This is a genomic window from Streptomyces sp. NPDC003077 (assembly GCF_040611095.1).
Taxonomy (GTDB): Bacteria; Actinomycetota; Actinomycetes; order Streptomycetales; family Streptomycetaceae; genus Streptomyces.
In genome coordinates this window covers 1-23,324 of the sequence record NZ_JBEXNM010000020.1, presented here as the reverse complement: position 1 = coordinate 23,324, position 23,324 = coordinate 1, and the positions used below count along the sequence as shown (strand labels likewise).

24 protein-coding genes and 1 pseudogene are annotated in these 23,324 nt (G+C 71.1%); 13 read left to right on the top strand and 12 right to left on the bottom strand.

What is annotated here, in order from left to right; genetic code table 11:
* Positions 1-280: 280 nt before the first annotated feature.
* Entirely contained in the window at positions 281-1,015 is a 735-nt protein-coding gene (locus ABZX96_RS16110; protein WP_355544248.1) for a GAF and ANTAR domain-containing protein, read from the top strand.
* A 119-nt stretch (positions 1,016-1,134) separates the two neighbouring features.
* Complete coding sequence (locus ABZX96_RS16105; RefSeq protein WP_355544245.1) at positions 1,135-1,854, top strand: ANTAR domain-containing protein; 720 nt, start codon at positions 1,135-1,137, stop codon at positions 1,852-1,854.
* Positions 1,855-1,902: 48 nt separating this feature from the next.
* Here ABZX96_RS16105 and ABZX96_RS16100 read toward each other — a convergent pair whose 3' ends face one another.
* The 4 genes from ABZX96_RS16100 to ABZX96_RS16085 form a co-directional block, all read right to left on the bottom strand.
* Complete coding sequence (locus ABZX96_RS16100; protein WP_355544242.1) at positions 1,903-2,223, bottom strand: STAS domain-containing protein; 321 nt, start codon at positions 2,221-2,223, stop codon at positions 1,903-1,905.
* A 175-nt stretch (positions 2,224-2,398) separates the two neighbouring features.
* Positions 2,399-2,593 carry a hypothetical protein gene (locus ABZX96_RS16095; RefSeq protein ID WP_355544239.1) on the bottom strand — a complete coding sequence of 65 codons (195 nt, stop codon included), beginning with the start codon at positions 2,591-2,593 and terminating at the stop codon, positions 2,399-2,401.
* Positions 2,594-2,785: 192 nt separating this feature from the next.
* Positions 2,786-3,178, bottom strand: coding sequence for a hypothetical protein (locus tag ABZX96_RS16090; RefSeq protein ID WP_355544236.1), 393 nt, complete (start codon positions 3,176-3,178; stop codon positions 2,786-2,788).
* 312 nt (positions 3,179-3,490) lie between these two features.
* Positions 3,491-3,730, bottom strand: a complete 240-nt coding sequence (locus ABZX96_RS16085) for a twin-arginine translocase TatA/TatE family subunit (RefSeq protein WP_355544233.1) — start codon at positions 3,728-3,730, stop codon at positions 3,491-3,493.
* A 221-nt stretch (positions 3,731-3,951) separates the two neighbouring features.
* Between ABZX96_RS16085 and ABZX96_RS16080 the strand changes: the two genes are divergently transcribed.
* The 4 genes from ABZX96_RS16080 to ABZX96_RS16065 all read left to right on the top strand — a co-directional run bounded on the left by ABZX96_RS16080 (position 3,952) and on the right by ABZX96_RS16065 (position 8,445).
* The gene (locus ABZX96_RS16080; protein ID WP_355544230.1) at positions 3,952-4,188 is read left to right on the top strand and encodes a BlaI/MecI/CopY family transcriptional regulator; all 237 of its coding nucleotides are present in this window, start codon (positions 3,952-3,954) and stop codon (positions 4,186-4,188) included.
* Positions 4,189-4,320: 132 nt separating this feature from the next.
* Positions 4,321-5,229, top strand: coding sequence for a zinc-binding dehydrogenase (locus ABZX96_RS16075; RefSeq protein WP_355544227.1), 909 nt, complete (start codon positions 4,321-4,323; stop codon positions 5,227-5,229).
* A gap of 23 nt (positions 5,230-5,252) precedes the next feature.
* On the top strand, positions 5,253-6,170 hold the full coding sequence (locus ABZX96_RS16070; RefSeq protein WP_355544224.1) for an AraC family transcriptional regulator: 918 nt from the start codon (positions 5,253-5,255) through the stop codon (positions 6,168-6,170).
* 1,261 nt (positions 6,171-7,431) lie between these two features.
* Positions 7,432-8,445, top strand: a complete 1,014-nt coding sequence (locus tag ABZX96_RS16065) for a bacteriocin fulvocin C-related protein (protein ID WP_355544221.1) — start codon at positions 7,432-7,434, stop codon at positions 8,443-8,445.
* A gap of 291 nt (positions 8,446-8,736) precedes the next feature.
* Here the strand turns inward: ABZX96_RS16065 and ABZX96_RS16060 are convergent, their stop codons facing one another.
* The 3 genes from ABZX96_RS16060 to ABZX96_RS16050 form a co-directional block, all read right to left on the bottom strand.
* Positions 8,737-8,949 carry a hypothetical protein gene (locus ABZX96_RS16060; RefSeq protein ID WP_355544218.1) on the bottom strand — a complete coding sequence of 71 codons (213 nt, stop codon included), beginning with the start codon at positions 8,947-8,949 and terminating at the stop codon, positions 8,737-8,739.
* 194 nt (positions 8,950-9,143) lie between these two features.
* Positions 9,144-9,827, bottom strand: coding sequence for a response regulator transcription factor (locus tag ABZX96_RS16055; protein WP_355544215.1), 684 nt, complete (start codon positions 9,825-9,827; stop codon positions 9,144-9,146).
* On the bottom strand, positions 9,824-11,014 hold the full coding sequence (locus ABZX96_RS16050) for a histidine kinase (protein ID WP_355544212.1): 1,191 nt from the start codon (positions 11,012-11,014) through the stop codon (positions 9,824-9,826). Before ABZX96_RS16050 ends, ABZX96_RS16055 begins: the two co-directional genes overlap by 4 nt.
* Before the next feature lie 294 nt (positions 11,015-11,308).
* Here ABZX96_RS16050 and ABZX96_RS16045 point away from each other — a divergent pair, with 294 nt between their 5' ends.
* Positions 11,309-13,447, top strand: coding sequence for a multicopper oxidase domain-containing protein (locus ABZX96_RS16045; protein WP_355544209.1), 2,139 nt, complete (start codon positions 11,309-11,311; stop codon positions 13,445-13,447).
* Between the two features lie 129 nt (positions 13,448-13,576).
* Here the strand turns inward: ABZX96_RS16045 and ABZX96_RS16040 are convergent.
* A pseudogene (locus ABZX96_RS16040) lies at positions 13,577-13,777 on the bottom strand (hypothetical protein); the annotation flags it as partial.
* 61 nt (positions 13,778-13,838) lie between these two features.
* Between ABZX96_RS16040 and ABZX96_RS16035 the strand changes: the two are divergent.
* Positions 13,839-14,438 (top strand): SgcJ/EcaC family oxidoreductase, encoded by a 600-nt coding sequence (locus tag ABZX96_RS16035; protein WP_355544206.1) that lies wholly within the window; start codon positions 13,839-13,841, stop codon positions 14,436-14,438.
* Positions 14,439-14,571: 133 nt separating this feature from the next.
* On the opposite strand, the gene ABZX96_RS16030 is transcribed toward ABZX96_RS16035, so the two are convergent.
* Positions 14,572-16,089, bottom strand: a complete 1,518-nt coding sequence (locus ABZX96_RS16030) for an amino acid permease (RefSeq protein WP_355544203.1) — start codon at positions 16,087-16,089, stop codon at positions 14,572-14,574.
* 238 nt (positions 16,090-16,327) lie between these two features.
* Positions 16,328-17,641 (bottom strand): RICIN domain-containing protein, encoded by a 1,314-nt coding sequence (locus ABZX96_RS16025; RefSeq protein WP_355544200.1) that lies wholly within the window; start codon positions 17,639-17,641, stop codon positions 16,328-16,330.
* A 628-nt stretch (positions 17,642-18,269) separates the two neighbouring features.
* Between ABZX96_RS16025 and ABZX96_RS16020 the strand changes: the two genes are divergently transcribed.
* From ABZX96_RS16020 to ABZX96_RS16010, 3 genes are all read left to right on the top strand, one after another.
* A complete protein-coding gene (locus ABZX96_RS16020; RefSeq protein WP_355544197.1) occupies positions 18,270-18,770 on the top strand; it encodes a hypothetical protein in 501 nt (166 codons plus the stop codon).
* Between the two features lie 108 nt (positions 18,771-18,878).
* Positions 18,879-19,736 (top strand): lamin tail domain-containing protein, encoded by an 858-nt coding sequence (locus ABZX96_RS16015; protein WP_355544194.1) that lies wholly within the window; start codon positions 18,879-18,881, stop codon positions 19,734-19,736.
* 430 nt (positions 19,737-20,166) lie between these two features.
* Positions 20,167-21,039, top strand: a complete 873-nt coding sequence (locus ABZX96_RS16010) for a methylenetetrahydrofolate reductase (RefSeq protein ID WP_355544191.1) — start codon at positions 20,167-20,169, stop codon at positions 21,037-21,039.
* Between the two features lie 87 nt (positions 21,040-21,126).
* On the opposite strand, the gene ABZX96_RS16005 is transcribed toward ABZX96_RS16010, so the two are convergent.
* Positions 21,127-21,750, bottom strand: coding sequence for a ScbR family autoregulator-binding transcription factor (locus ABZX96_RS16005; protein WP_355544188.1), 624 nt, complete (start codon positions 21,748-21,750; stop codon positions 21,127-21,129).
* Between the two features lie 301 nt (positions 21,751-22,051).
* Here ABZX96_RS16005 and ABZX96_RS16000 point away from each other — a divergent pair, with 301 nt between their 5' ends.
* Both ABZX96_RS16000 and ABZX96_RS15995 read left to right on the top strand, forming a co-directional pair.
* Entirely contained in the window at positions 22,052-22,174 is a 123-nt protein-coding gene (locus ABZX96_RS16000) for a hypothetical protein (RefSeq protein ID WP_355544185.1), read from the top strand.
* Positions 22,175-22,559: 385 nt separating this feature from the next.
* Positions 22,560-23,069: an NAD(P)-binding domain-containing protein gene (locus ABZX96_RS15995; protein ID WP_355544182.1), complete on the top strand. Its 510-nt coding sequence runs from the start codon at positions 22,560-22,562 to the stop codon at positions 23,067-23,069.
* A 39-nt stretch (positions 23,070-23,108) separates the two neighbouring features.
* Here the strand turns inward: ABZX96_RS15995 and ABZX96_RS15990 are convergent.
* Positions 23,109-23,324: hypothetical protein (locus ABZX96_RS15990; RefSeq protein WP_355544179.1), on the bottom strand; the 216-nt coding region annotated here is incomplete at its 5' end.

Genomic DNA, 23,324 nt, shown 5'->3' with positions numbered 1-23,324 from the left:
CCGCGGAAGACGGCAGCGCGCGGCGGCGGGCAGAAAATCGCTGTGCGGGCCGGTCACTGCGCGCTACGCTGAGTAGTGCATCGTGAGGCCGCCCAGGCCGTGTGGAACCGGCCGCAGAGGCGGCCCCGGACGGGCCAGATGGAGCCGAGGCGAGAAGCAGTCCCTGTCAGCGGGCATATCGCGGTCCCCTGTGGCCGGACTCCTTCTCCCACCGCCGAACGCGCGCCCAGCCCCCGCTCCCGTCGCGGAGGCGGGAGCCTGGCCGATCGGCGGCCCCGACGTGGATATCACCGAATCTCAAGCGCGCGTCGCCGAAGCGATGCGCGACCTGGTGCACCGCACCACCGACTTCGACCCCCTGGAACTGCTGCACGACCTGACCGCCCACGTGGCAGAGCTGCTGCCGGTGGCCGGGGCCGGCGTCACCGTCCTGGACGAGATGAGGCGGGTGGAGTACGCCACCGCCTCCGACGAACGCTGCGGGCACCTGGAACAGGTCCAGATCGACCTGAACGAAGGACCGTGCCTGGAGGCCACCCGTACCGGGGTTGCGCTGGCGGTCACCTCGCTGACCGGTCCGCCGGCCCTGCGCTGGCCCCGCTTCGCCGGGCACGCCCGGCGCGTGGGCATCAGTGCGGTGGCCGCCGTCCCGCTGCGTTCTCCGGCCCTCACCATCGGCGCGCTGAACCTGATGCGCGACCAGGACAGCGATGCGGCGCCCAACGGCCCGCAGATGCGCATCGCCCAGGCCCTGGCCGACGCTGCCGCCAGCTGCTTCGGACACCGGCAAGAGGCCCGCGACCAGGCCGTCATGATCGAGCAGCTGACCATCGCGCTCGACAGCCGCCTGGTGATCGAACAAGCCAAGGGGGTGATGTCGGAACGGCTCAATGTCTCGGTGGACGAGGCGTTCCAGCGCTTACGCCAGCACGCCCGAGCCCGGCAGCAGAAACTCACCGCCTTGGCCGCCGACGTCGCCCAAGGCACCATCCCCACCGAACTGGCACCCAACTGAGGTATGGCCGGCCGGCCGGACCACGTCACACGGTAGCCTGCCGTGCCTGCCGTGCCTGCCGTGCCTGCCGTGCCTGCCGTGCCTGCCGTGCCTGCCGTGCCTGCGACGGAAGGTAACCCATGCACCGTACTGACCTGGACCTGCTGTGGGACCGACTGCAGGCCGCCGCCCGCGCCGGCCAGGGACTGGGCTCCCTCTCGCCGAGCTTCGCCGCGCGCCACCTCGGCTACGACGCCCTGACCCTGTGCCTGGCCACCCCGCGCGGACACCTGGAACTCCTGTGGAGCGACGACGCCGCCGGCCGGCTCGGCCCGGTACTGGACGACCTGCAGTACACCCTCGGCGAAGGCCCCACCCTGGACGCCGCCCGCACCGGCCGCACCATCACCGAGCCCGACCTGGCCGCCACCCCCGCCGACCGCTGGCCGCAGTTCCTGCCCGCCGCCGCCCGCACCCGCGTGCGCACCGTTATTGCCACCCCCCTGCGCCTGGGGGTCGTACCCGCCGGGGTCCTGACCGCCTACGGCACCGCCCCCGGTGTGCTCACCGCCAACCCGCGCGACAGCTTCGTCCGCTTCGCCCGCGCCGCCCTGTTCCTGCTCCTGCAGACCTCCCCCGCCCGGCTGCTCACCGGCGACCACGCCCTGGGCATCACCCTCTACCGTGCCGAGGTCCACCAGGCCGCCGGGGCCCTGTCCGTCCAGCTCACTCTCCCCCTCGACCAGGCCCTGCTGCGGCTGCGCGCCCACGCCTACGCCCACGACCGCGCCCTGCTCGACGTCGCCCACGACATCCTCGCCCACCGCCTCTACCTTGAGCAGGAGGACACCGCCCCCTGACCCCGCCGCACCGACCGGCGAAGGCCCCAGGCGACGCGGCGGGCCCACTCAGCCCGCCCGCAGCCCGCGCGGCACCGGCGGCGCGCCGCGACCTGCGACCGGCCGCCCCGGCCGCCCCGGCCGCCCGTGCGCGGACGGCAGCAGGCCGGGAGCCGCGTGCAGTTGCAGGTCGCCTCCAAGGTGCCGCAGCCGGTCCCGGGTGGCCACCACCAGGGCCGCCCCGGCCAGATCCAGCGCGGTCACCGCCGTCAGGTCCAGATGGACGCCGCGGCCGGGGAAACGCCGTGCAAGCTCCCCCAGGTACCGCTCCAGAACCTGGTGCGTGCGCGGTTCGATGGCGCCGCTCAGGCGCAGGCCGGGCGGACGCACGGTCCACCGCGCCCATAACGCGGCCGGAGGGGACGGCGATGGCAACATGATCGCTCCAGGGTCCGGGGAGCCAGAAGGAAGCTGACGTACTCAGGTAACAACACGTCCGCCGCAGCCGGTTCCGATTCTCCGCCCGGGCCCCGAAATGCGAGAAAACTCCGGAGCCGTGCCGCGGTCAGGAGGCCAGCGGGTCGGTGAGCGTCGCCACGGGCCGGGGATCGGCGGCTTGGGCTTCGGCGAAGGTGCCGTAGGCGGTGGAGCGGTCAAGGAGGGTGAAGTCCATGTCGCCGGCGGCGAATCGGCTGGTGTAGTAGTGCGCGGTGGCGGTCGGGGGTGAGGCCGGTGATCGAGACGCGGCAGGCTCCTTCATGCCGGGGGCCGCGGTGCTGGTGCTGAACGCGGGGCCGGTTGTCGTAGAGGAAACCGATCTCGGCGGTACCGGAGTTCTCGGGGGCGTCGATGATGGCGTTGTTCGACCGGGACGAAGGCGCGCCCCCGGTGGGAGGAGCACGACATCGCCCCGGAGAAAGAGGAACGTATCCTCACCGCCGCGCGGGCCGCGTCAGCCCTCGATGGCCCAGCGCGCTGAGCCACTGAAGACGCGGGCGACGGCCAGGGAGGTGAACTCCTCGATCTGCTCACCGAGATCCCGGGCCCGGACCGAGCCCCGGAACTCGGCCTCGGTGAGCTGGGTGCGCAGGCCGGCCAGCCGTTCCAGGACGCCGGCGCCGCGCCACTGGGTGGGGACCTGGAAGACCGGCTCCACGGCCTCGGCCGCCGCCTCCAACTCGCCGAGCATGAGCCGGGCCCGCGCCAGGTCGATGCGGGCCTGGGATGCGACGACCTGCGAGGGGTCCCCGTCAGCGTGCTCGGTGAGCAGGGTGAGCGCGCGGGCCGCCGAGTCTTCCGCGCCGGTCGCGTCGCCCAGCAGCAGGTAGCTGGTGGCGGTGCTCATGGCCACGCGGTCCGTGCAGAAGCCGAACTCGCCGCCGATGTCGTCGTGGAGGTCGTCGCGCAGGGTGTCGTGCTGCTCCGTCGACGCCCGGATGGCGGTGGTGGCGCGCTGCGGATCGCCCAGGTGGACGTAGGCGCGGGCCTCGATGACCGACGGGCGGGTGGTCGCCGTACTGCCCAGCCCCGTGTGAAGTGCTGGGCGGCGTGGACGTGGCGTACGGCTTCGGCCGGCCGCCCGTCCCAGTACGCCAGGAAGGCGAGGATGCCGCTCGCGTACGCCTGGAGCGGGGACCTCGCTGGACTGCGGATGAGCTCAGCCTTGGCCGCTGGTCGCTTCTGAGGCTTTGTGGGGAGCGTCCGCCGGGGCGGCCTGAATGATCCGGGGAGCGGGCTGGTCGGCCGCAGGGGTGTCGTCGGCCTTCATGGCCTTGGCTTCGCTCTTGAGGATGCGGGTCGCTTTGCCGGCGGAACGGACGAGGTCGGGGAGTTTCTTGGCGCCGATCAGAACGATGACGACGATGAGGATGAGGGCGAGCTCGCTGATGCCGAACATCGGGGGTGAATCTCCTGTGGGACTCGAACGGGCACGCAAGGACGCCGGGGCGGCGACGCCATGAATCTACAGCGCTGTAGAAGCCTGGGCCAGGGGGGTCATTGAGCCGCCGGCTCCCGCGGGCCGCCCCTGTGGGGTGGGCGCGAGCGTGGTGAGAAGGGGACGGGCTGAGAGATCGGGAGCACAGGCACCGGCGGGGTCAGGGTGATCTGGAGGCGCGGGTGTTGGCCGCCTCGCACGAGGTGCCGGGGGCGGTGAGCACGGCGTGGGTCCAGGAGCGGCTGGGGGGCGCGCGTGCCTGCTCCACCGTGATCACCATTTTGACGCGGCTGCCGGCCAGGGGCGCGGTGACGCGGGAGAAGGGGGGCCGGTCGTTTTTGTGGGTGCCGAGGGCCGATCGGACGCGTGCGGAGTCCGACGCCGCGCCGCGAGTCGCCCTGCTACAGATCGTCAACTGATCGACTTTCCCGGGACTGGTCGCTGAGCTGGTGCTGCGTAGGGTTTCAGGGAGGCGGCAGTGCGGCATGCGCGCACTCCGTCCACTGCCGCGCCGAGTGTTCAGGCGCATCCACGAGAGAAGGAACCCCCCCATGCGCGCCCTAGTGGTCGATCACGGCGAGGCCGGGCCCGTCCGGTTCGCCGATGTGGATGAGCCCGTGCCGTCCAGCGGCGAGGCGTTGGTCGAGATACGGCACATCGGTCTCAACTTCGGAGAGCTGAATTACGTGCACCAGTGGCCGGCCGGCGCTGTGCACGGTCACGACGCGGCCGGGGTCGTGGTGCGCGCCGCATCCGACGGCTCGGGGCCACCCGAAGGCACGCGCGTCGCGGTGGGGATGTCTCCCCACGCGTGGGCGGAGCGGGTGGCGGTCGGTCCCGCCTCGCTCGGCACCGTCCCCGAGGGCGTGGAGCTGGCCGACGCCGCCGCGCTGGGGATCGCCGGAGTCACCGCGTTGCGGGTGCTGCGCAAGCGTTCCGTGCTGGCGCGCGATGTCCTGATCACCGGTGCCAGCGGGGGCGTGGGGCACTTCGCCGTCCAGTTGGCGGCGCTGGCGGGCGCCCGGGTGACGGCACTCGTGGGTTCGCCGGACCGGGCCGCCGGGCTCCGCGAACTCGGGGCCGACAAGGTCCTGGCCGACCTGGCCGGGGCCGAGTGCCGGTTCGACCTCGTCCTGGACACGGTCGGTGGGCCGCTGGTGGCCCAGGCGTGGAGTCTCCTCGCCGAGGGCGGCACCATCCACCTGGTCGGATACTCCTCCGGGCAGGACACCACGTTCCCGTCCGGGTCCTTGTTCGGCTTCGGCGAACCCCGCTCCCTCGCCACCTACGGCGACATGACGCCGACCAGCGGGGAGTTGACGGACCTGCTGGGCCTCATGGCCGCCGGGAGGCTCTCGGCACCGGTCGGACTGCGGGGCGGCTGGCAGGACGTGGACGACGCCGTCCGGGCGCTGTTCGCGCGGAAGGTGCACGGAAAGATCGTTCTTGACGTGGTCTGACGCCCGTCGACGAGGAAGGAACGATGGACGTACTCGCGGAGGCCTTGCGTGTATCGGGTGCGCGTGGGGCGCTCGGCGTCGTACTGAAGGCCGGAGGAACCTGGGGCCTGTGGCTGGATCCCTCTCCGGGAGCCGCACTGCACGTGGTGTCCCGCGGCACGATGTGGCTCCACGTCCCGGGCGGCAGGCCCCTGGAGGTGCGGGCGGGAGACGCCGTCCTGCTGGCGCCGGGCACCGCCCACGGGATAGCCGGCGGGTCCGGTACGACGATGGCTCCCTGTGACCGGAAGGCGACGGATCAGGCCCTCACCGACGGCAGCGCCCTGCACCTGGGCTCGACGCCGGCGCAGACGGAAGTGCTCGTCCTGCGCTATGAGCAGGACCCGGAGGTGCGCACGCCGGTGCTCACCTCCCTCGTCCGGCCGATGCACGTCACGAGCGGGGAGAACGCACAGCTCAGAAGGACCGTCGAGCTTCTCACGGCGGAGCTCGCACAGCCGCAGATCGGCACCACCGCCGCCGTCAACAGCATCGTCGACCTCCTGCTCATCCAGTTCGTACGCGTCTGGCTGGCCCGCCACCCGGAGGAGCAGCCCGGCTCATGGCTGGGCGCGATGCGCGATCCGGTCGTGCGCGACGCCCTGGCATGTGTCCACGCCCGGCCGGAACACCCCTGGACCACCGAGTCCCTGGCCGCCGCGACGGCGGTCTCCCGAACGACACTGTCCAGGCACTTCCGGTCCGCGCTCGGGCAGACGCCGGGCGCCTACGTGACGCGGTGGCGCATGGACCTGGCGTCCGTCCGGCTCCGCGACACCGACGAGCCGGTCGAGTCGATCTCCGGCGCGGTCGGCTACGCCTCGCCGCACGCCTTCAGCCGTGCCTTCCGACGTGCCCGGGGCATGCCCCCGGGCGAGTACCGTTCCCGGCTTCGCAAGTGATCGCGGGCAGGCGATCACCGGCGACACTTGAGCACGAATGCGGTGCGGGCGGGTGGGTGGCGGCGACGCGCCTCAACCGGCTGCGACTGGTGGGCTCGCGTGGTGAGGTGTCGCGTATTCCTCGTTGAGGGTGGTTCGTTCCAGCGTCACCGTGTGTGGTCGCCGGGGGCGTATCGGCTCCAGGTCCTCCGGCTTCGTTGGCCAGGCGGGGGGCTGTCTTGTCGTGGTGACCGAGCGCCTTCGCGATGACGGAGTGCCTTCGCGATGACGGGGCCGGGGCCTGGGGGACGAGTGCGGCGGCGACCCGCGCCCGCAGGGGAAGGGAGTCGCCGTTGAGGGTCCGCCGGAGAATGGCGAGTCGGCGGTGCTGGTGCAGCGGTGCTTGGTCCTGGTTGACGACCTGGGGTGGCAGGGTGAGGCGGTGCATCCCAGGGTCTTCACGCGCCAGCGCGGAAACTCCTGGGCCGGGTGCCGGGTGGTCGGCTTCTCGGTGAGCCAGGCGACGAGGTCGCCCCGCTGGTCGTGTTCGATGGTGCGGCCTCGGCCGGCAAGTCAGGTGAGGAAGCTGTCGGCCTGAGTGATCTCCTGCTTCGCCTGCTTGGTCTGGGATCGTCCCAACGGCCCCTTCTCCGCCTTGCTCCGCGGGCGCCGCATCACCCACCGCTCCGGCGCGTTGCGGCGGCGGTACCGAACCTTGTGGAAGGCCGGTGGGCGGCGCCGGACCGGCCCCGCCGACGGCGGTGGCCCGCTGGTCCCGGGGCTCGGCGGTGGTCCGCCCACTGCCCACCCGCCGGCGGCAACGACGCGATCGTCTCCCACCGCGCGTCCGTCAACTCCTGTCGCCGCACCATGTCCCGCGCCTGCCCGACCCCGGCCATAGTCCACCCGACACGACAGGAGCCACCAGAAACGACCTGGTGGGCGCCGCGGTTGACCAGCAAGGTCGCTCGTGGGGGCGGCTCGCGCCGCCTTGTGGTGACGCCATGGGAGCGGGAAACGGAGCAGTGGCCACCGAACCGTTTCGACTCAGCTGAGTCGAAATGGTGAAGATGCCGGAAACGCACTTGTCCTCGGCCCGGGCCACACGACACAGTCACGTACTGCCTGAACGCGGCTGCCAATCCTTACCCCCATGTTCCGCGGCCTCACCCGCTGCCGGCTCTTCTGGTACGTGCCGCCCCGCGCAGCGGGACGGCACCAGCGGGACGGTCATCCCGGTGGCTGCGCCCATCCCTCAATCCGGCTGAAGAGAGGGCAGAGCATGCCGACCACAACGCGATGGATACTGGCCTTCGACGCCTCCTGCGAGACCTGTACGACGGTCTCGTCGGCCGTGGCACGGGCCGGCGGAGGTAAGTTGGAGGTGCTGCCGCTGGCCGACGCGGACGTGCGGCGGTGGCGTGAGAAGGCGATGGGCCCCAGGCCCGTATGGGCGCCGACCCTGCTGCGGGTGGCTGACGACAGGGTGCATGCCTGGACCGGGCCACGGATGACCCTGCAACTGGCACGGCGGCTCGGGGTACAAGCGACCGGCCGGGTGCTGATGGCATTGGGCGAGCTGCGCCATGCGGCCCGCACCGGCCAGCCGCTGAACACCGCGGACAAGGCAACGCGGCAGCGGCACACCGGGATGAGCCGCAAGCGCTTCCTGCTGTTGGCGGGCGGCGTCGGCACAGCAGTCGGGATGGCCGTGACCGGACAGACCCCGGCGTTCGCGCGCTCGGCGCAAACGGAGGCCCGAGCGTGGGTCGCCGCGCACCGCGACAAACTGCCGCGTACGTACGCCGAAATCGCTCCACTCCCGTCGGCGGTGCGCCAGGCGGTACTGGTGGAACTGCCTCCAGCGGAGCGCAGCCGGGTGTGGACCGAACACCTGGAAGCGTTCCGGTCCGCGCATCCGGCGCTGACCGCGCAACAGCACCGAGTGGTGCGGGACGCCCTGGACCTGGCGCGCTCCGAGGCCACGTTCGCGGGCGGTCAGCCCAGTAAGGGCTCAGCGCTGCAGCGCCGCATCACCGCCATCGAGACAGCGGCGAAAGAGGCGTTCGGCATCGCGGACAGCGCCGCACTGCTGGTGACCCTCGGGCCCGCCGGCAGCGCCCCGGACGCCCACGGCAACTCGACGGCCGCACCGCAGGCCACGTGCAACTGCAGCACCACTTCGGTGTGGTGCACTGTCTGGGAGGGGCCGCACTGCCAGTGCTGCTTCTGCAGTGTGACCTCGGGCTGCGGCTTCCTCGGCATGTACCAGTGCAACGGGACCTGCACCAAGTAACTCGTCCCGCACTCACCGCTGTCGGCCCGTCTGCCTGGAAGCGCCGGTCGACGGGCCGGCGGTCAGACATCAACGCGGCCATCATCTGGTTCGAGGACGGGGTACCACGATCCCGTAGCCGATCGGCCAGAGATTCGCACCATGCACCATGCCATCCGCCCACCCCCCCCGGGAGGCTGCGACACTGCGCGGATGATCACCCGCAGAGCCTCCCCTGGCCAGGGCCGGACCCGCGTGCCCACCACTTCGTCACCCAGTACGCGGACACGCGCGAGCTCGTCGAGGACCTGGTCATACCCGACGGCGTGCCCGCACCCTGGCCGTCGCCGCGATCGTCATCTGGCTCCGCCACACCGTCCAAGAGCCATCAGAAACAACCTGGCGGCCGGACAGGTTCTGCATCCGCTCCGCGCCGAGTGCCGCGGTCGCCTTCTCCTGGCGTCGGTCCACGGGACCGGCGAAACGGGCGACCGCGGCGCGCTCTGTGGGCGTGAGATCGTCCATGTGCGGAAGGCCCACGCGGCCGGCTGACCGCGACCGGCTGCGTAAACGGTCCGATGGGAAGTGCACCGCGCACCTGTGACCAGGCCGTACAGCGGCCGGGCGGAACCGAGGCGCCTCCGGCGGCTGTTGGAATCGTGTGACGAGAACCGAAGAGCCCGCCGGGGCACCGCTGTCGATGGACGGTGGAGAAGTCCCTAGTCCACGAGCCCCGCGTGGTGCGCCAGGATCGCCGCCTGGACGCGGTTGGTGAGGGAGAGCTTCGACAGGATCCGGCTGATGTGGGTCTTCGCGGTGGCCTCGCTCATGTGCAGGGCGGCGGCGATGCCCGTGTTGGAGAGGCCGCCGCTCAGGGCGATCAGGACCTCGCGCTCCTTTTCCGTCAGGGCCTCCAGGCGGCTGCGGGCCTCGGACCGGCGGCGCCGCCGCTCGGCGGAGGGGCCGCCGTCGTCCTCGGTGAAGCGGCGGATGAGGCGGCGGGTCACCTTCGGGGAGAGCATCGCGTCGCCGCGGGCCGCGCTGCGCACCGCGGCGATCATGTCGTCCGCGGTGGCGTCCTTCAGCAGGAAGCCGACGGCCCCGTGACGTAGCGCTGTCTGGACGTATTCGTCCAGGTCGAAGGTGGTCAGCACGACGACGCGCGGCGGGCGGGGCGAGAGGGTGAGGCGCTCCGTGGCGGTCAGGCCGTCGGAGCGGGGCATCCGGATGTCCATCAGGACGACGTCCGGGTCCAGGGCCGCGGCCATCGCCACCGCCGTATGGCCGTCCGAGGCCTCGCCCACCACTTCGATGTCGGGGGCGGACGCCATGATGGTGCTGAGCATGGAGCGCACCATCCATTCGTCGTCCACGATCAGGACCCGGGTCGTCGTCTCGCTCATCGCACGGCCTTCATGTGGGTGGGCTGCTTCTGGGGTACGTCGTCCAGCGGGATCTCGGCGGCGATCTCGAAGCCGCCGTCCGGGGTCGGGCCCGCGGTGAGCTCGCCGCCGACGAGCCGTATCCGTTCGGCGATGCCGAGCAGGCCGTGGCCGCCGCTGGGCAGACCGGAGAGGTTGGTGCCGACACCGTGCTGGTTGGTCACTGTGAGGCGCAGCAGCCGGCGCGTGCGGTGGACCCTGACGCGGGTCTCGGCGTCGGCGGCGTGCTTGTGGACGTTGGTCAGGGCCTCCTGCACCACGCGGTAGACGGCGTGCTCGATCAGGGCCGGCAGCTCGGGTGGACGGGCGGTGCCCTGCTCTCCGGTCAGTTCCAGGGTGGCCGGCGTCCCCAGGCCGCGGGAGTCGGCGATCAGGGTCTCCAGCTCGGCCAGGCCCGGCTGCGGGGCGAGCGGGGCCTCGGATTCGGTGTGCAGGACCTCCACCAGTGAGCGGAGCTCGGTCAGTGCCTCGCGGCCGATGGCGCCGATCTGCTTGCCGATGTCGACGGCGGACGCGCCCCTGGTCGCCTCAAGCGCGGTCGCGTGCAGCACCATCAGGGATACGCGGTGGGTGACGACGTCGTGCATGTCCCGGGCGATCTGGGCGCGTTCGTCGCTGCGGGCCCGCAGCACCCGCTGCCGCTGCTCGCGCTCGGCCCGTTCGGCGCGCTCGCGCAGCTCGGCCGTGAGGCGGCGGCGGGCTCCCGTGTACAGGCCGAGCAGGGCCGGGAAGACGCAGATGCCCACGCTCATGAGCGCCGCGTCGAAGCCGCCGCCCCGCCAGATGGGCGGGGCGACCACCGCGACGGCGACCGCGGAGGCGACGGCGACCCGGCGCCGTGAGGAGGTGCGGTCGGCCAGGGTGTACTGCGCGAACGCCACGGCGAACCAGGCCGACAGCACCACATAGGCGCCGAGCGCGGCCGGCAGGAGCAGCGCGGGACGGCGGCGGCGGAACCATGCCGCGAGGCCGACGAGCAGCCCGACCGGGATCGCCACGAAGAGCGGCGGGTGCGCGGGAAGGTAGTCGAACCGCGCGTGCATGCCGTCGATGGTGGCCGTGGCCGCGGCGAGGGCCGGCGCCACGAGGGCACCCGCCGCGGGACGCAGGCGTTCCCGGTGGTCCGTGAGGCGACTGTGCCATGTCATGGCCGCAGGCTAGCCGCGGTGCGGGAGGGCACGCGTCGATCGATAGGTGTACGCGGCGTCGCCCGGCCCGCTACTTTCCGCCGAGAAGGAGAGCGAGGATCGGCGGATGCCCGGCCGGCGCGGCGATCGCCACGCTGACGGCATGCCTGAGATCACCGAATCCGCCGCGGCGGGGCGCCGCCGCCTCCGGGTCCTCGACGGGCGGATCGCCCGCGACCTCCGCCGGCCGCGCAGACGCCCACCACAGCCGCACCCGACCGCGGCCCGACGGCCGCAGGGCCGGGGGTGACGGCCGTGTACGTCGCCGCATCCGGACTCGACCTCGCGCTGGGCATCTTCCTGCTCCCCGCCTGGCTGATCGCCGCCGTCACGACGGGCCTGCTGCCGGGCCGCCGCACCGCCGGCGGCAGGCGGTGGATGTCCCGTACCGCGCTGGTGCTGGTGTCCGTCGCCCTGCTGCTCACCGCCGCCAGGCTCGTCGTGTACGGGCTGCTTGCCCTCCACGGGTGGGTGTTCGTCGCCGACCGGCGGCTGTTCACCACCTTCGTCCTGCTGCTCCCGGCCGTGATCGCCACCGTCGTCTGGACGGTGCCGTGGCTGGTGTCCGCCGCGCGGAATGGGGCATCCCCTGCTGGAGCGAAGCCGAGAGCTCGGGGAAGGCTGCCCGATCCGGCTGCGCCGGTGCCGCCGGAGGAGCAGGCGCGCGCCTGGTCCCCGCGCCATGTCGTGCCGCCCCGGCTCGCGGCCTTCGGCGGCCTCGGCTGCTTCGCGCAGATGTTCCTGCCTCCGGACCGGTCGTTCTGGATCAGCCTCGGCGCGTACGCGTTGATCACCGCCGCGGTCGCCGGGCTGCTGGTATGGCGCGCCAACGCGCGACGGCAACGCCTGCTCACCGGCCGTGGGATTCCGCGGCGACGGGCGGTGGCGGTCCGGCTGGGCACGGCCGTGGTGGCGCTCGGCACCGTGGTGGGGCTGGTCGATCACGGGATCGCCGGCAGCCGGTTTCCGCACACCTTCTCGATGATGCGAGGCGAGGCCGACTGGGGCGGCGGTACCGCCGGGCAGCACTACGGCATGGCCGGGGGCCACCACACGGCCCCGGGCACCGGCGGCGCCGGCGAGGTCTCCGCCGACACACTGCGCGGTCCCGGGAGCGGTACGCCCGACCGGCGCTTCTCCCTCACCGCACAGGCCAAGAAGGTGAAGCTGGCCTCCGGCAGGACGGTCGACGCCTGGACGTACAACGGCCAGGTCCCCGGCCCGCAACTGCGGGTCGCCGAAGGCGATCTGGTCGAGATCGAGCTGCGGAACGAGCTGCCCGGCAAGACCCCCGTCACCATCCACTGGCACGGCGTCGACGTCCCCAACGGCGAGGACGGCGTGGCCGGCGCCACCCAGGACGCGGTACTGCCCGGCCGGTCCTTCACCTACCGCTTCCGCGTGGAGGAGTCCGGCACCCGCTGGTACCACTCCCACCAGGCCGCCTCCGAGCAGGTCGACCGCGGCCTCTTCGGCGCCCTGGTCATCGAGCCGAAGAAGCGGACCCGGCCGGTGGACAAGGACGTCAGCGTTCTCGCCCACGACTGGCGGACCGACAAGGGCACGGTGCCCGCGCTCGGCACCTCGGACGAGCTGGAGCGGCGCCGCGCGGTGCCCGGCGAGAAGGTGCGTATACGGCTGGCCAACACCGGCGGCGGAACCCGCGAGTTCGCCATCGACGGCGTTCCGTACAAGGTCACCGCCCTGGACGGCACGGACGTGCACAAGCCGACCGCGCTCAAGGGCAAGAGGCTGGTGCTCGGTGGCGGCAACCGGATGGACGTCGAATTCACCATGCCCGACGGCCCGGTGCGGGTGACCGACGGCAGCGCGCCGGACGCGGGCATCGTGTACTCGCCGGACGGCAGGGGGGAGTTGACGGCGGATCTGAGCGGCCCCGAATTCGACCCGTACGGCTACGGCAGCCCGAAGAGGACGGAATTCGGCCCGGACAGCGACTTCGACCGCGACTACAAGCTCGTCTTCGACGAGTGGCTGGGCTTCTACGACGGCGGTTTCGGACTGAAGCAGACCATCAACGGCCGCGTCTTCCCGGACACCCCGATGCTGATGATCAAGGAGGGTGACCTGGCCCGCACCACCTTCGTCAACCGCGGGAACGAGGACCATCCGATGCACCTGCACGGCCACCACATGCTGGTGCTGGGCAAGAACGGCAAACGGGCCTCCGGCAGCCCGATGTGGCAGGACACCGTGCTCGTCCGGCCGGGCGAGGAGGTCCAAGTCGCCTTCAGGGCCGACAACCCCGGCATCTGGATGGATCACTGCCACAACTTCTGGCACAGCAAGCTCGGCATGGTCATGCACCTCGCGTATCACAACGTCACGACGCCGTACGAGATCGGCGGCCCCGTCGGCAACAAGCCCGAGTGAGGAGCCCTGAGCGCCGGCACCACGGCCGCCCCGACCTCTCCCAGCGCGTCGGGGATCGCTTCCACCAGGACGTCGCGCCGGTCGGGGGGCCGTGGTGCGGCGCACGTATCCCGCACGCTCAAGGCGATCGGTCAGGCGGGGCGCCGCGCCCGTTGCGAGGTCCGCACCGACCGAGAGCTCACCCGAAGCGAGCCCGCCCGAGGGGCTGATGCGGCCGAGCGCGTACCACTCGGACGCCTGGAGCCCCGCAGCCTCCGCGCGCCATGGCGCGCGGCCCTTGCTTGATCTCCGCGCACGCGCGGATAGCGCGTGTGCGCAGTTACCGCACAAGTGCGGTCATCGTGACCGCCGTCGCCACCCATCCGCCACCACCGAACGGAGAGACCTCACCATGAACCGTAAGCTCGTCAAGCGCGCCGCCCTCGTCTCCACCATCGCCCTCGCCCTCGGCGCGACCGGCACCTATCTCTATCTCGACGCCACCTCCGACGTGCGGCGCACCGGCGCCGAAACCTGCGCCGAGGTGATCCCGGCCGACGCCGACCGCCGCGACGGCAAGGCCGTCTGTGCCACCCTCGACGCCCTCGCCGACGCCTGGGAGCGCGGTGACGCTAAGGCGTACGGCCGCCAGTTCACCGAGAACGGCACCTACACCACCTACATAGGCAGCCACTACGAGGGCCGCGCCGACATCACCGCGAGCCACCGCGCGCTCTTCAAGGGCTTCCTCAAGGACAGCAAGCTCGCCGCCAGATACCTCGACATGCGCTTCCTGACCAAGGACGTCGCCGTCCTCACCAGCCGCGGCGCCGACTACACCGGTGACAAGCCCGGCGCGGACGAACTCTCGAAGGTGACGACCTTCACCCTGGTCCGCGACACCGACGACACCTGGCGGATCGCGGCCTTTCACAACGCCGAGCGCAGCAACGTCATGGAGCGCTTCTCCTTCCTCTGGGCCCCCGACACCGCCCCCAAGGCGGAAAAGTGACCCGCGCCCTGATCACCGTCGCCACCTCGGCCGCGTCGCGGTCCCGACAGCCCCGGCGGTCCGGCGTTCGACAGCCGCACCCGGCGGCTCGGCCCTGGAGGCCATGTGCCGCGCACCGTGCGTCGGGATGGCGTCAGGTGATTTCCCGAGCCCGATCGACGTGGCCCTGGGCCTTGGTGGCGCCGGATCGGGGCACGCCGTAGGTGCGGCGCGCGACGCGCCACCACAGGGCGGCCGAGACGAGCACGACCAGCACCGCGATCGGGGTGTAGTTGAAACTGACGGCCGTCACCGGGCTGCTCTGCGGCAGCATGAACAGCACCGTCACCCCGGCCGCCCACACCACCGCCACCCAGCCGATCAGCCGGCTCCAGCGCCCCAGGTGCCAGGGCCCGGGAGTGAACCTGTGGGGGTGACGCAGCCGCAGGTACACCGGGATGGCGTAGGCGGGGGTGAATCCCACGACCGAGATCGCGGTCACGGCGGTGAACGCGGTGGCGGAGTACAGGGAGGGCAGGGCGAGGACGAAGGCGGCGCCGACCGCCAGCCAGACGGCCCGGGCCGGGACGGCGGTGCGCCGGCTGACCCGCCGCCAGTGGGCCGAGCCGGGCAGCGCGCCGTCCCGGGAGAAGGCGTAGATCATGCGCGAGGCGGAGGCGGTCAGGGCGTAGCCGCACAGGACCTGCGCCACGATGATCACCAGTAGCAGGGCTTTGGCGGCGGCCGGGCCCAGTGCGTCCAGGAAGATCTGGGCGGCGGGCACGCCGGTCGCGGTGGCCAGGGTGCCGGCGTGGTCCTGGATGGCGAACAGCAACGCCGTCAGCAGGATGCCCCCGGCGACCCAGGACACCGCGACCGACCGCACGATGCCGCGCGCCGCGGCGACGGACGCCTGGCTGGTCTCCTCGCTCAGGTGGGCGGAGGTGTCGTAGCCGGCCAGCGCGAACACGGGCAGCAGCAGGCCCAGCGCGATCACGTACACGGGGCCGGACCAGCCGGTGTTGTTGGTGAACTCGCCGAACACGAAACCGGCCGGCTGGTGGTGGGAGGGCAGGAGTGCCAGGGCTGCGATGATGACGACGGCCCCCACCAGGTGCCACCACGCGCTCACCGACGTCAGGACGTTCATCAACCGGGCCCCGCGAAGGTTCAGCAGAGCGTGCAGGAGGAGGATGGCCGCGTACAGGGTCAGCAGGGAGCCGGGGGACGGCTCGAAGCCCCACTGCAGGTTCAGCCACGCGCCGACGAATCCGGCGATCCCGTAGTCCTGGGCCGCGATCCCGCCGAGCAGGCCCATCAGGTTCAGCCAGCCGGTGTACCAGCTCCATCTGCTGCCGCCGAGCTGGCGGGCCATGTAGTAGAGGCCGCCGCTGGTGGGGTAGCGGGAGGTGATCTCGGCCAGCGCCGCTCCCAGGCACAGCACCAGCGGCCCCACCGCCAGCCAGCCCCACATGATCACGCCGGGGCCTCCGGAGTTCAGGCCGTAGCCGAACAGGAGCAGGGTGCCGGACATGATGCTGATCACCGACAGGGACGCGGCGAAGTTCCCGAAGGGGCCCATGCGCCGGTGCAGTTGCTGGGTGTAGCCGAGGTCTTCGAGGATCTGCTCGTCGTTGAGCGGCTCACGCCGCCGGGATGCCGGAGTGGGCATGGGGGATCTCCGTACGGAACCGAACTGCGGGGCGTCGGCAAGTCGTCAAGAGGAGGGGCGAGGGTGACCGGGCAGGGGGGCGGCCCCTTCGCACGGGGCCTGGGCCGTCTTCGGGTGCGTGCCGGTGCGAAGCGGGCAGCGATTCCCCCTGGGCAGCCGCCGCGCGTCCGGCCCTTTCCGGGCGGGGCCGGACGGGCACCCTCCCGGGCGGGGCCGGACGCACGCGGCGGCTGCGGGGTCAGATCTGGGGGTGGAGGTAGAACGTCTCGTTGTCGGCCGGCGTGCCGTCGTTGTCGGTCTGGTAGGGCCACTGGATGAGCCAGGTCCCGTCTCCGGTGCCGTTGCGGTTCACGTTGGCGAACCTGTCGGTGCCGTTGTCGCGCAGGACGGTCAGGTTCGGGAAGCGGGGCTCGGGGTGCTCCAGGGTGAAGTTCTGGGTGTCCGCCGGGTAGCCGCCCGGGTCGGGGCTGCCGTCGCGGGCGTGGCAGGCCCAGATGTTGAGGTAGTCGCCGTCCCGGCTGCCCTGTCCCCGGTTGACGTCGAGGCACTTGTTGCTCTTGGAGCTGACGATCCGGTAGAGGGGCCGCCCCGAGTCGCCGTTCAGGCCCAGGGGGTAGAGCTTCCAGCGCTGGTTGGTGCCGCCGTTGGCGTGGTAGATGATCACGTGGGTGCCGTTGCTGTCGTTGCCCTGGTACACGTCGAGCAGGCGGTCGCTGTTGTCGGCGTGGATGGTGAGTTCCTGGGGCCCGGCGGCTGCCCGGAGCCCGGCGAAGATCACCGGCCAGTGGTCGCTGCCGTAGTTCGCGTTGACGGCGGCCTGCCAGTTCTCGGTCTCGACGTTGGAGACCAGGTAGTCGAGTTCGTTGCCGCTCCGCTGGGTGGCCTGGCCGCTGTTGTATACCAGCGCGTCGGCGGGGATCCCGTCGTTGACGATGTTTTGCGGCGCGCGGTTGAAGTCGCCCAGCACCACCCAGTTCTGGATGACCTCGTCGAACGCCCGGTCGGCGACCCGCCGCACCAGGGAGGCGGCGTCGTTGGGGGCGCCGCCGTTGGACGCCGCGTGGGCGGAGGCGAACAGGACGTTGTCGGCCTCGTTGGTGACCGCCAGTGCCGAGCGGTAGACGCCGGGGATCTCGAAGACCTCGTTCGGGAGCCAGGCGGTGACGATGCCGAGGTTCCGGGACGGCTGGTTGAGGATGTAGAGGTAGCGGAAGCCGCCCTGCCCGATGGGCCACAGGTAGGAGCGGACGTTGCCGTTCTGCCCGAGCGGGAAGGCGCCCGCCGGCGCCGCGTTGGGCACTTCCTGCAGGGCGACCACATCGAAGGAACGGGCGAGATTCTGCGCTCCGGCCCAGCGGTCCGCGCCGACCTGCATGTTCCAGGTCGCCATCCGGTGCGTGTCCGGCGGGGCGGCGACGGCCTGACCGCCCCCGGCGACCAGAAGGGCGAGGGTGAGGGCGCCGGTGGCGAGCAGAGCGACGAGACGACGGAGGCCGCGTTTCCCGGCCCGGTACGGGGATCGTTCGGTTCTTTCTTTGTCGATGAGGGACATATGCCGGAGTGTCCAACTCCCCGAAGAAAGCTGGTAGTTGGGAACGCGTCAATGCCTGTGGCGGACGTGTGGTGTGCTTCGGTCGAGCGCTGTCCGGTCGGGAAAGGCCTGCCGATACACCGTGCCAGGGGTGCGGGGCCGTCCCGGTGCGCTGACGGAATGACGGGGGCGGAGGTGGGGCGGGCGCTCGGGGCCCTGCGGTTGGTCGGGGTCCGGTGGTCTTCCGCGGCGGCGCCTTGCGGGGAGGGCACCGTTCTGAATTGGCGGCCACCGTGGCCCGGAGTGGATCGGCCGTCGCGTCCGGTGGTCCTGGCCGAGCCAGGGGCGGTGCTGTGTGCGCCGCGGTGCGGCGGGGTGGGCGCGTGCGCGCTCCGTATCGATGGGCGCGAAGTCTTGTTTCGGTTGACGCGAGGCCATGTGTTGTTTTTCGTTTGCCGTGAGAAGTATTCCGGTGAGTTGTCGGAATGCTTCGGTGCGACTTCTCCCCGCGCTGGAAGAGATTCCCTGGAGCCGTTGCCGGTGAGAATCTCGTGCACTCCGGTGGCTGTATCGCTTCCTTTCGGATCGGCCGCACCGGTGCCTAGGTAGCCCGGGATATATGGGCCTATCGGCTGACAAGGATGGTGACTTGCCGACACGGAATCAGGCCCTTACCGAATCCCTGGCACTGGTCCGCGCCATTACCCCGTTCCACCGTCCGCTCGATCAAGCCGTCACTCAAGCGGTGCCCGCCGCCGCGTTCGACGCCGTCGTCCCGGCGCTGGTCCTGCTCGCAGGCAATGGCGTCAAGAATGTCTGCGTCGGCGTGATGAACGCCGCCGCCCTCGTGTTCGTCCTGATCGCCCCCATCGCCTGGCTGCCGGCCCTGCTCCTCATGGCCGGGCCCCTCCTCGGCGGCCAAGTCGGCGCCCGAGTGGCCCGGCGCGGGCCCCGCGCTCCTGCGCGTCTGCGTGGTGGGCATCGGCCTGACCGCCGCCACTGCGCTCATCCTCCGGTGCTGGACGTGACCGGGGCGCCCTGCGAGCGCGCCGTGACGTACGGCGGACGGGCCTGCCACGGTCCGGAAATAACCCCCAATAGAAGGGAGATGCGGCGAGGAATCGGCCATTCACGGCGGCTACCGGCCTAGTCGGGGCATTCACCTTCCAGATGGTCGGCACGGACAGTTATGTTCACCTCGCTCGGCCGCCCGGTCGAGCCGACGCTCGTTCGGTGAAGAGGAAGAGGAGATCGGCGCATGTCCAAAGTCGACACGTCGGGTACCTGGACCGCCATCAGCATCAACCCGCCCGGCCTTGAGGGCGTCAACACCGACAACGTCAAGTGGGGCACTCCGGCAGGCGGAGGAAAGAGCGGCTACGTCTTCGCCGGCGGCACGGTCGACGTGCTGCTGGACGGCACGGAGTTCACACTCGGGACGTTCACCCATCAGAATTTCCCGATCACCGGAATGCCGCAGAACGAGTTTGACGTCGACCTTTCGGCACGTGTCCTGTTCGAGGACCAGGTGCCGCACGATTTCAGCTTCCGTTTCCACCACAACGAGACGCCCAACGTCGGCCCGAACCCCGAGGACATCGTCGATCTGCCCACCAGGGTGTCGCCGGAGACGGTGACCATCGACAACACCGAATACGCCGTGGTGATCACGGGGTTCAAGCAGGGCGGCCAGATAGTCAACAAGTTCATCAGCCAGGAGAACGGCGCCAACAGCGCCGACCTCGTCGCCGTGCTCTCCCGCACCGGGCAGCCGGACGTGCACATCACCACCGTGCGCTTCAAGGGCGAGGTCAAGCGCACCCAGTCCGACGAGTTCGTGGAGGTCGTCAACCGGGGTACCGCGCCCGCCGACGTCTCCGGCTGGGTCCTCGGCGCCGACGACGCGGGACAGAACTTCACCTTCCCGCCCGGCACCGTCCTCCAGCCCGGTCAGCGCATCCGTATCCACACCAATGAGGTCCACCCCGAGTGGGGCGGCTACTCCTACGGCAGCGGACGGCCCATCTGGAACGACCGGGGTGACGCCGCCAGGCTCCGCGACACGGCCGGCAACGTCGTGTCCGAGTACGCCTACGGATCCGCCGCCAAGCCGTAACCAGCGGCCCCGCCCCGCGACCGCCGTCGAGGGCGTCGACGGGAAAGAGCCTTCACCGGCTCACCGGCGCCCTTCCTTGCCCCGTGGTCCATGCCTTCTGGCGGCACCGCGCAAGGAGTCGGCGGGGAGGGCGGAGGCGACGGCGTGGTGTGGGGAGGGGCCGGTCAGGGGCGGGGCCGGGGCGGCGGGTCAGGGCGCTGTGTCGGCTCCGCTCGGCACGGCGCCGCGCGTGGCGCGGGTGGCGACATCGCCAGGGGATAGGGGGCCGTACCGAGGGCGTCATCGAGGGCAAGGGCGAGTGCCCCGCCGTCCGGTCGTAGGACGTGCGGGCAAGGGCGAGTGCCCCGCTGTCCGATCGAAGGACATGACGGGTCGATAATCGGACGGACAGGTCGGCCCGGACCGCGCCCCCGCCCTCACCAGGAGCACGATGAACCCCCTCAGCACGGAATCCTCCACGGTCGGAACGTCGCTGCTGGAGGACTTCTCTTTGGAGATGACCGGCAAGGACGTGCCCCAGCTGGAGGAGGCCGCCGGACTCATCCCGAAAGGGACCCGGATCAACGTCACCTTCCTCGGCAACGAGAACCCGCGGATGCGGCTGGAGGCCGCCCGGGCCGTCAAACGCCTCGGCTTTCTGCCGGTGCCGCACATATCCGCCCGTCGCCTCGGCTCCCGGGCCGACTTCGAGCAGTTCCTCGCCGGGTTGCGGGCCGACGGCACCGGCGCCGCCGTCTTCGCCGTCGGCGGCGATCCCACCCGTCCCGAAGGGCCCTACGCGGACTCGCTCTCCCTGATCGAGTCCGGCCTGCTGTCCGAGTACGGCGTCCGGCACGTCGGCATCTGCGGCTATCCGGAAGGCCACCCGGCCATCAGCGGTGACGCGCTGTGGGCCGCCCTGCGGGACAAGAGCGCCGCCATCGCCGCCCAGGGCCTGGACGGCGGCGTCATCACCCAGTTCGGCTTCGACGTCGATCCCGTCCTGGCGTGGATCGAGCGGATGCGCGGCGAGGGCATCAGGCTCCCGGTCCGTATCGGAGTTCCCGGGCCGGCCGGTGTGCGGCGTTTGCTGTCCTATGCCGCGCGGTTCGGTGTGGGGACCAGCGCCTCGGTCGCCAAGAAGTACGGTCTGTCGATCGGCAATCTCATGCGCACCGCGGGGCCGGACGAGTTCCTGTGCGCCCTGGCCGAGGGGTACGACGCGGCACGACACGGCGAAGTGAAGGTCCACTTTTATACGTTCGGTGGTCTGAAGGCCACCTCTGAATGGATCGCACAGTTCAGAGAGAGTGCTTCCGCATGAGGGATCACAAATGCCGCGGCTCTCTTCGGACGTGTTCTTCGGGCGTACTCTCCGGACGTGCTCTCAGGGCACGCTTCTCGGACGTTCCTAATCAACCCCTGGTGCCCCGTCGTTCCGGGTGACCAAGGACGGGCAGGACAACAGTGAATTCTCCGCGCCCGGAAGCACCGTCCGGATGATCGCCAGAGTGCGGGCGGTGATGTCCGACCGGTCGGTGAGGACCCAGGAAATGTGCTGTGCGCCGAAGAAGGCGGAGACCAGCACCGTGGCGAGGGTGGTCGGGTCGGTCGTGGACGCGCTCAATTCGCCTTTCCGCGAGCCCTTTTCGAGCCATGTGGTGATCAGTCCGGTGTACGTCTCGAAGGGCGTGGGCAGTTCGGTGCCGATCAGCGCGCGTTCGATCTGCAGCCGGGCGCCGGCTTGCATGACGATGTCGTCGCGCAGGGCTATGGCCGTACGGACCAGGAGTTCGGCGACGGACGTGACCGGGGTGAGCCCCAATCCCTCGATGGCCCCGGCGGTCTCACGGATGCGGCCGTGGAACTCGTCGGCCACGGCGATCGCGAGGGCTTCCTTGTTCGCGTAATGGAAGTACACCGCGCCCTTGGTGATATCGGATAGTTGCGCCACGTCCAGGATGGTGACGGCGGGAAACCCCTTGTCCGCGAATAGCTGCGCGGCGGCGCGCAGAATGCGTGCCCGTGTGCGCATGGCCCGCTCTTGTTTGGGCTCCGGCCGCGCTGTGCCGGGCAGGCCTGAGGGGTAACCGGCGGGTTGTTTCATGATGGTTGATCCAGACTTGATAGTGACCTGCGCCGCGTTGATGTGGGCGAGGTTCTGACAAGGTTCTGAAAGGAACCTTCTCAAAGGTAGATGCACGGGCTGACAGGGCCGGTTCCGGGCCGGTTTCTCGAAGAGGGCGGGAGATTGGGTGCGGTGGTCATCGGTGGTGCGGGGCTGTGGCTCCGGGAGGCCGCCGCGTGCGGTTTGCTCCGGCCTCGCCTCTCAGCAGGTGGTTTTCCGTGTCGCCGAGGGAGCGGTGGGCGGCCGGGGCGACCTCGACGACATCAAGGCGTGCTGCCGGTGGCTGCGCGGTCGCACCGTCACCACCTCCGTATCCGCCGCCGACGTTTGAGACGGTTTGGGTGCCGGTCGTGTGAGTGCCGGAGGGGCGGGGGCCGACGTGTTGAGTCCCCGCGGTTCCTGAATGCGGCGGATGGAACGCTTGCGTCGTAGGGAAAAGAGGGTGCGGACGCGGCAGGCGAACGGGGGCCGCTCCATGCCTTCCCCCGTTTCCGGCATTCCCGCCCCTCGTAATCCCTGAAGGTCCTCATGAATACCTGCGCGAACGAACCTTTTCAATGAGTGCGGCAATTCCCGGACACTCTTTGCCACTCCATTGACTTTTGTTCGTATCCCTTGGGTCTGGTCGCCCGCCCCCGTCGCGATGCGTCGCCAAGCGGGCAATGCCTGGCGACTCCCGACCACCGGCTTCGCCAGTCGCCACACAGGAGGACGACATGAGCGCCAACGCACCGAAGACACACGCCGAACCGGTCACCATCGCCGGGCCGGGGATGACGGGGTCGGCCCTGGTCTCCGCGTCCCTCGACCAGGGCTACACCACCACCGTCTGGAACCGCTCGTCCGCCAAGGCCGCCCCGCTCGTGGAGAAGGGCGCGGTGGCCGCCGCCACGGTGGCCGAGGCCGTGGCGGCCAGTCCCGTGTCGATCCTCTGCCTGCCGGGGGACTTCCCCGCCTACTCGGCCCAGTGGTTCGGCCAGGTGGTGGAGCCGGGGCTGCCGGAAATGGCGCGCCAGGTGGACGAGCGGTCGTATGCGACCGGCATCTCGACGCTCCACGTCAACCGGCACGCCCTCGCCCACCTAGTGGCCACCGGCAAGGCCCAGGGGATCGCCCCCGACCTGGCGCTCCCCTTCCAGGCCCGCATCGAACGGCGGATCGCCCAGGGCCACGGCGCCGACAACTTGGCGAGCCTCGTCGAGGTGCTGAGGAACCCGTCCGCGTAGGACACGAGGCCGTATCGGGCGCGGTCGGCCCAGCGGCCGTCAGGGGCCGGCCAGCAGCGCCTCCCACGCGAGTGCCGCCTGCGGATGGCGGGCGACCAGCGCCGCGCCCACCGGGCCCGGCTCCGTCGTCTGCCACGTGCCGTCGCAGCCCAGCAGGCCGGCCACCGCGTCGCACGTCGCGGGATGCGCGGCGAGCAGCGCGGCACCGCGGCGGCCGGGCGCGGCCCGTGCCGGGCGCACCGCCGCCGGCTCGGG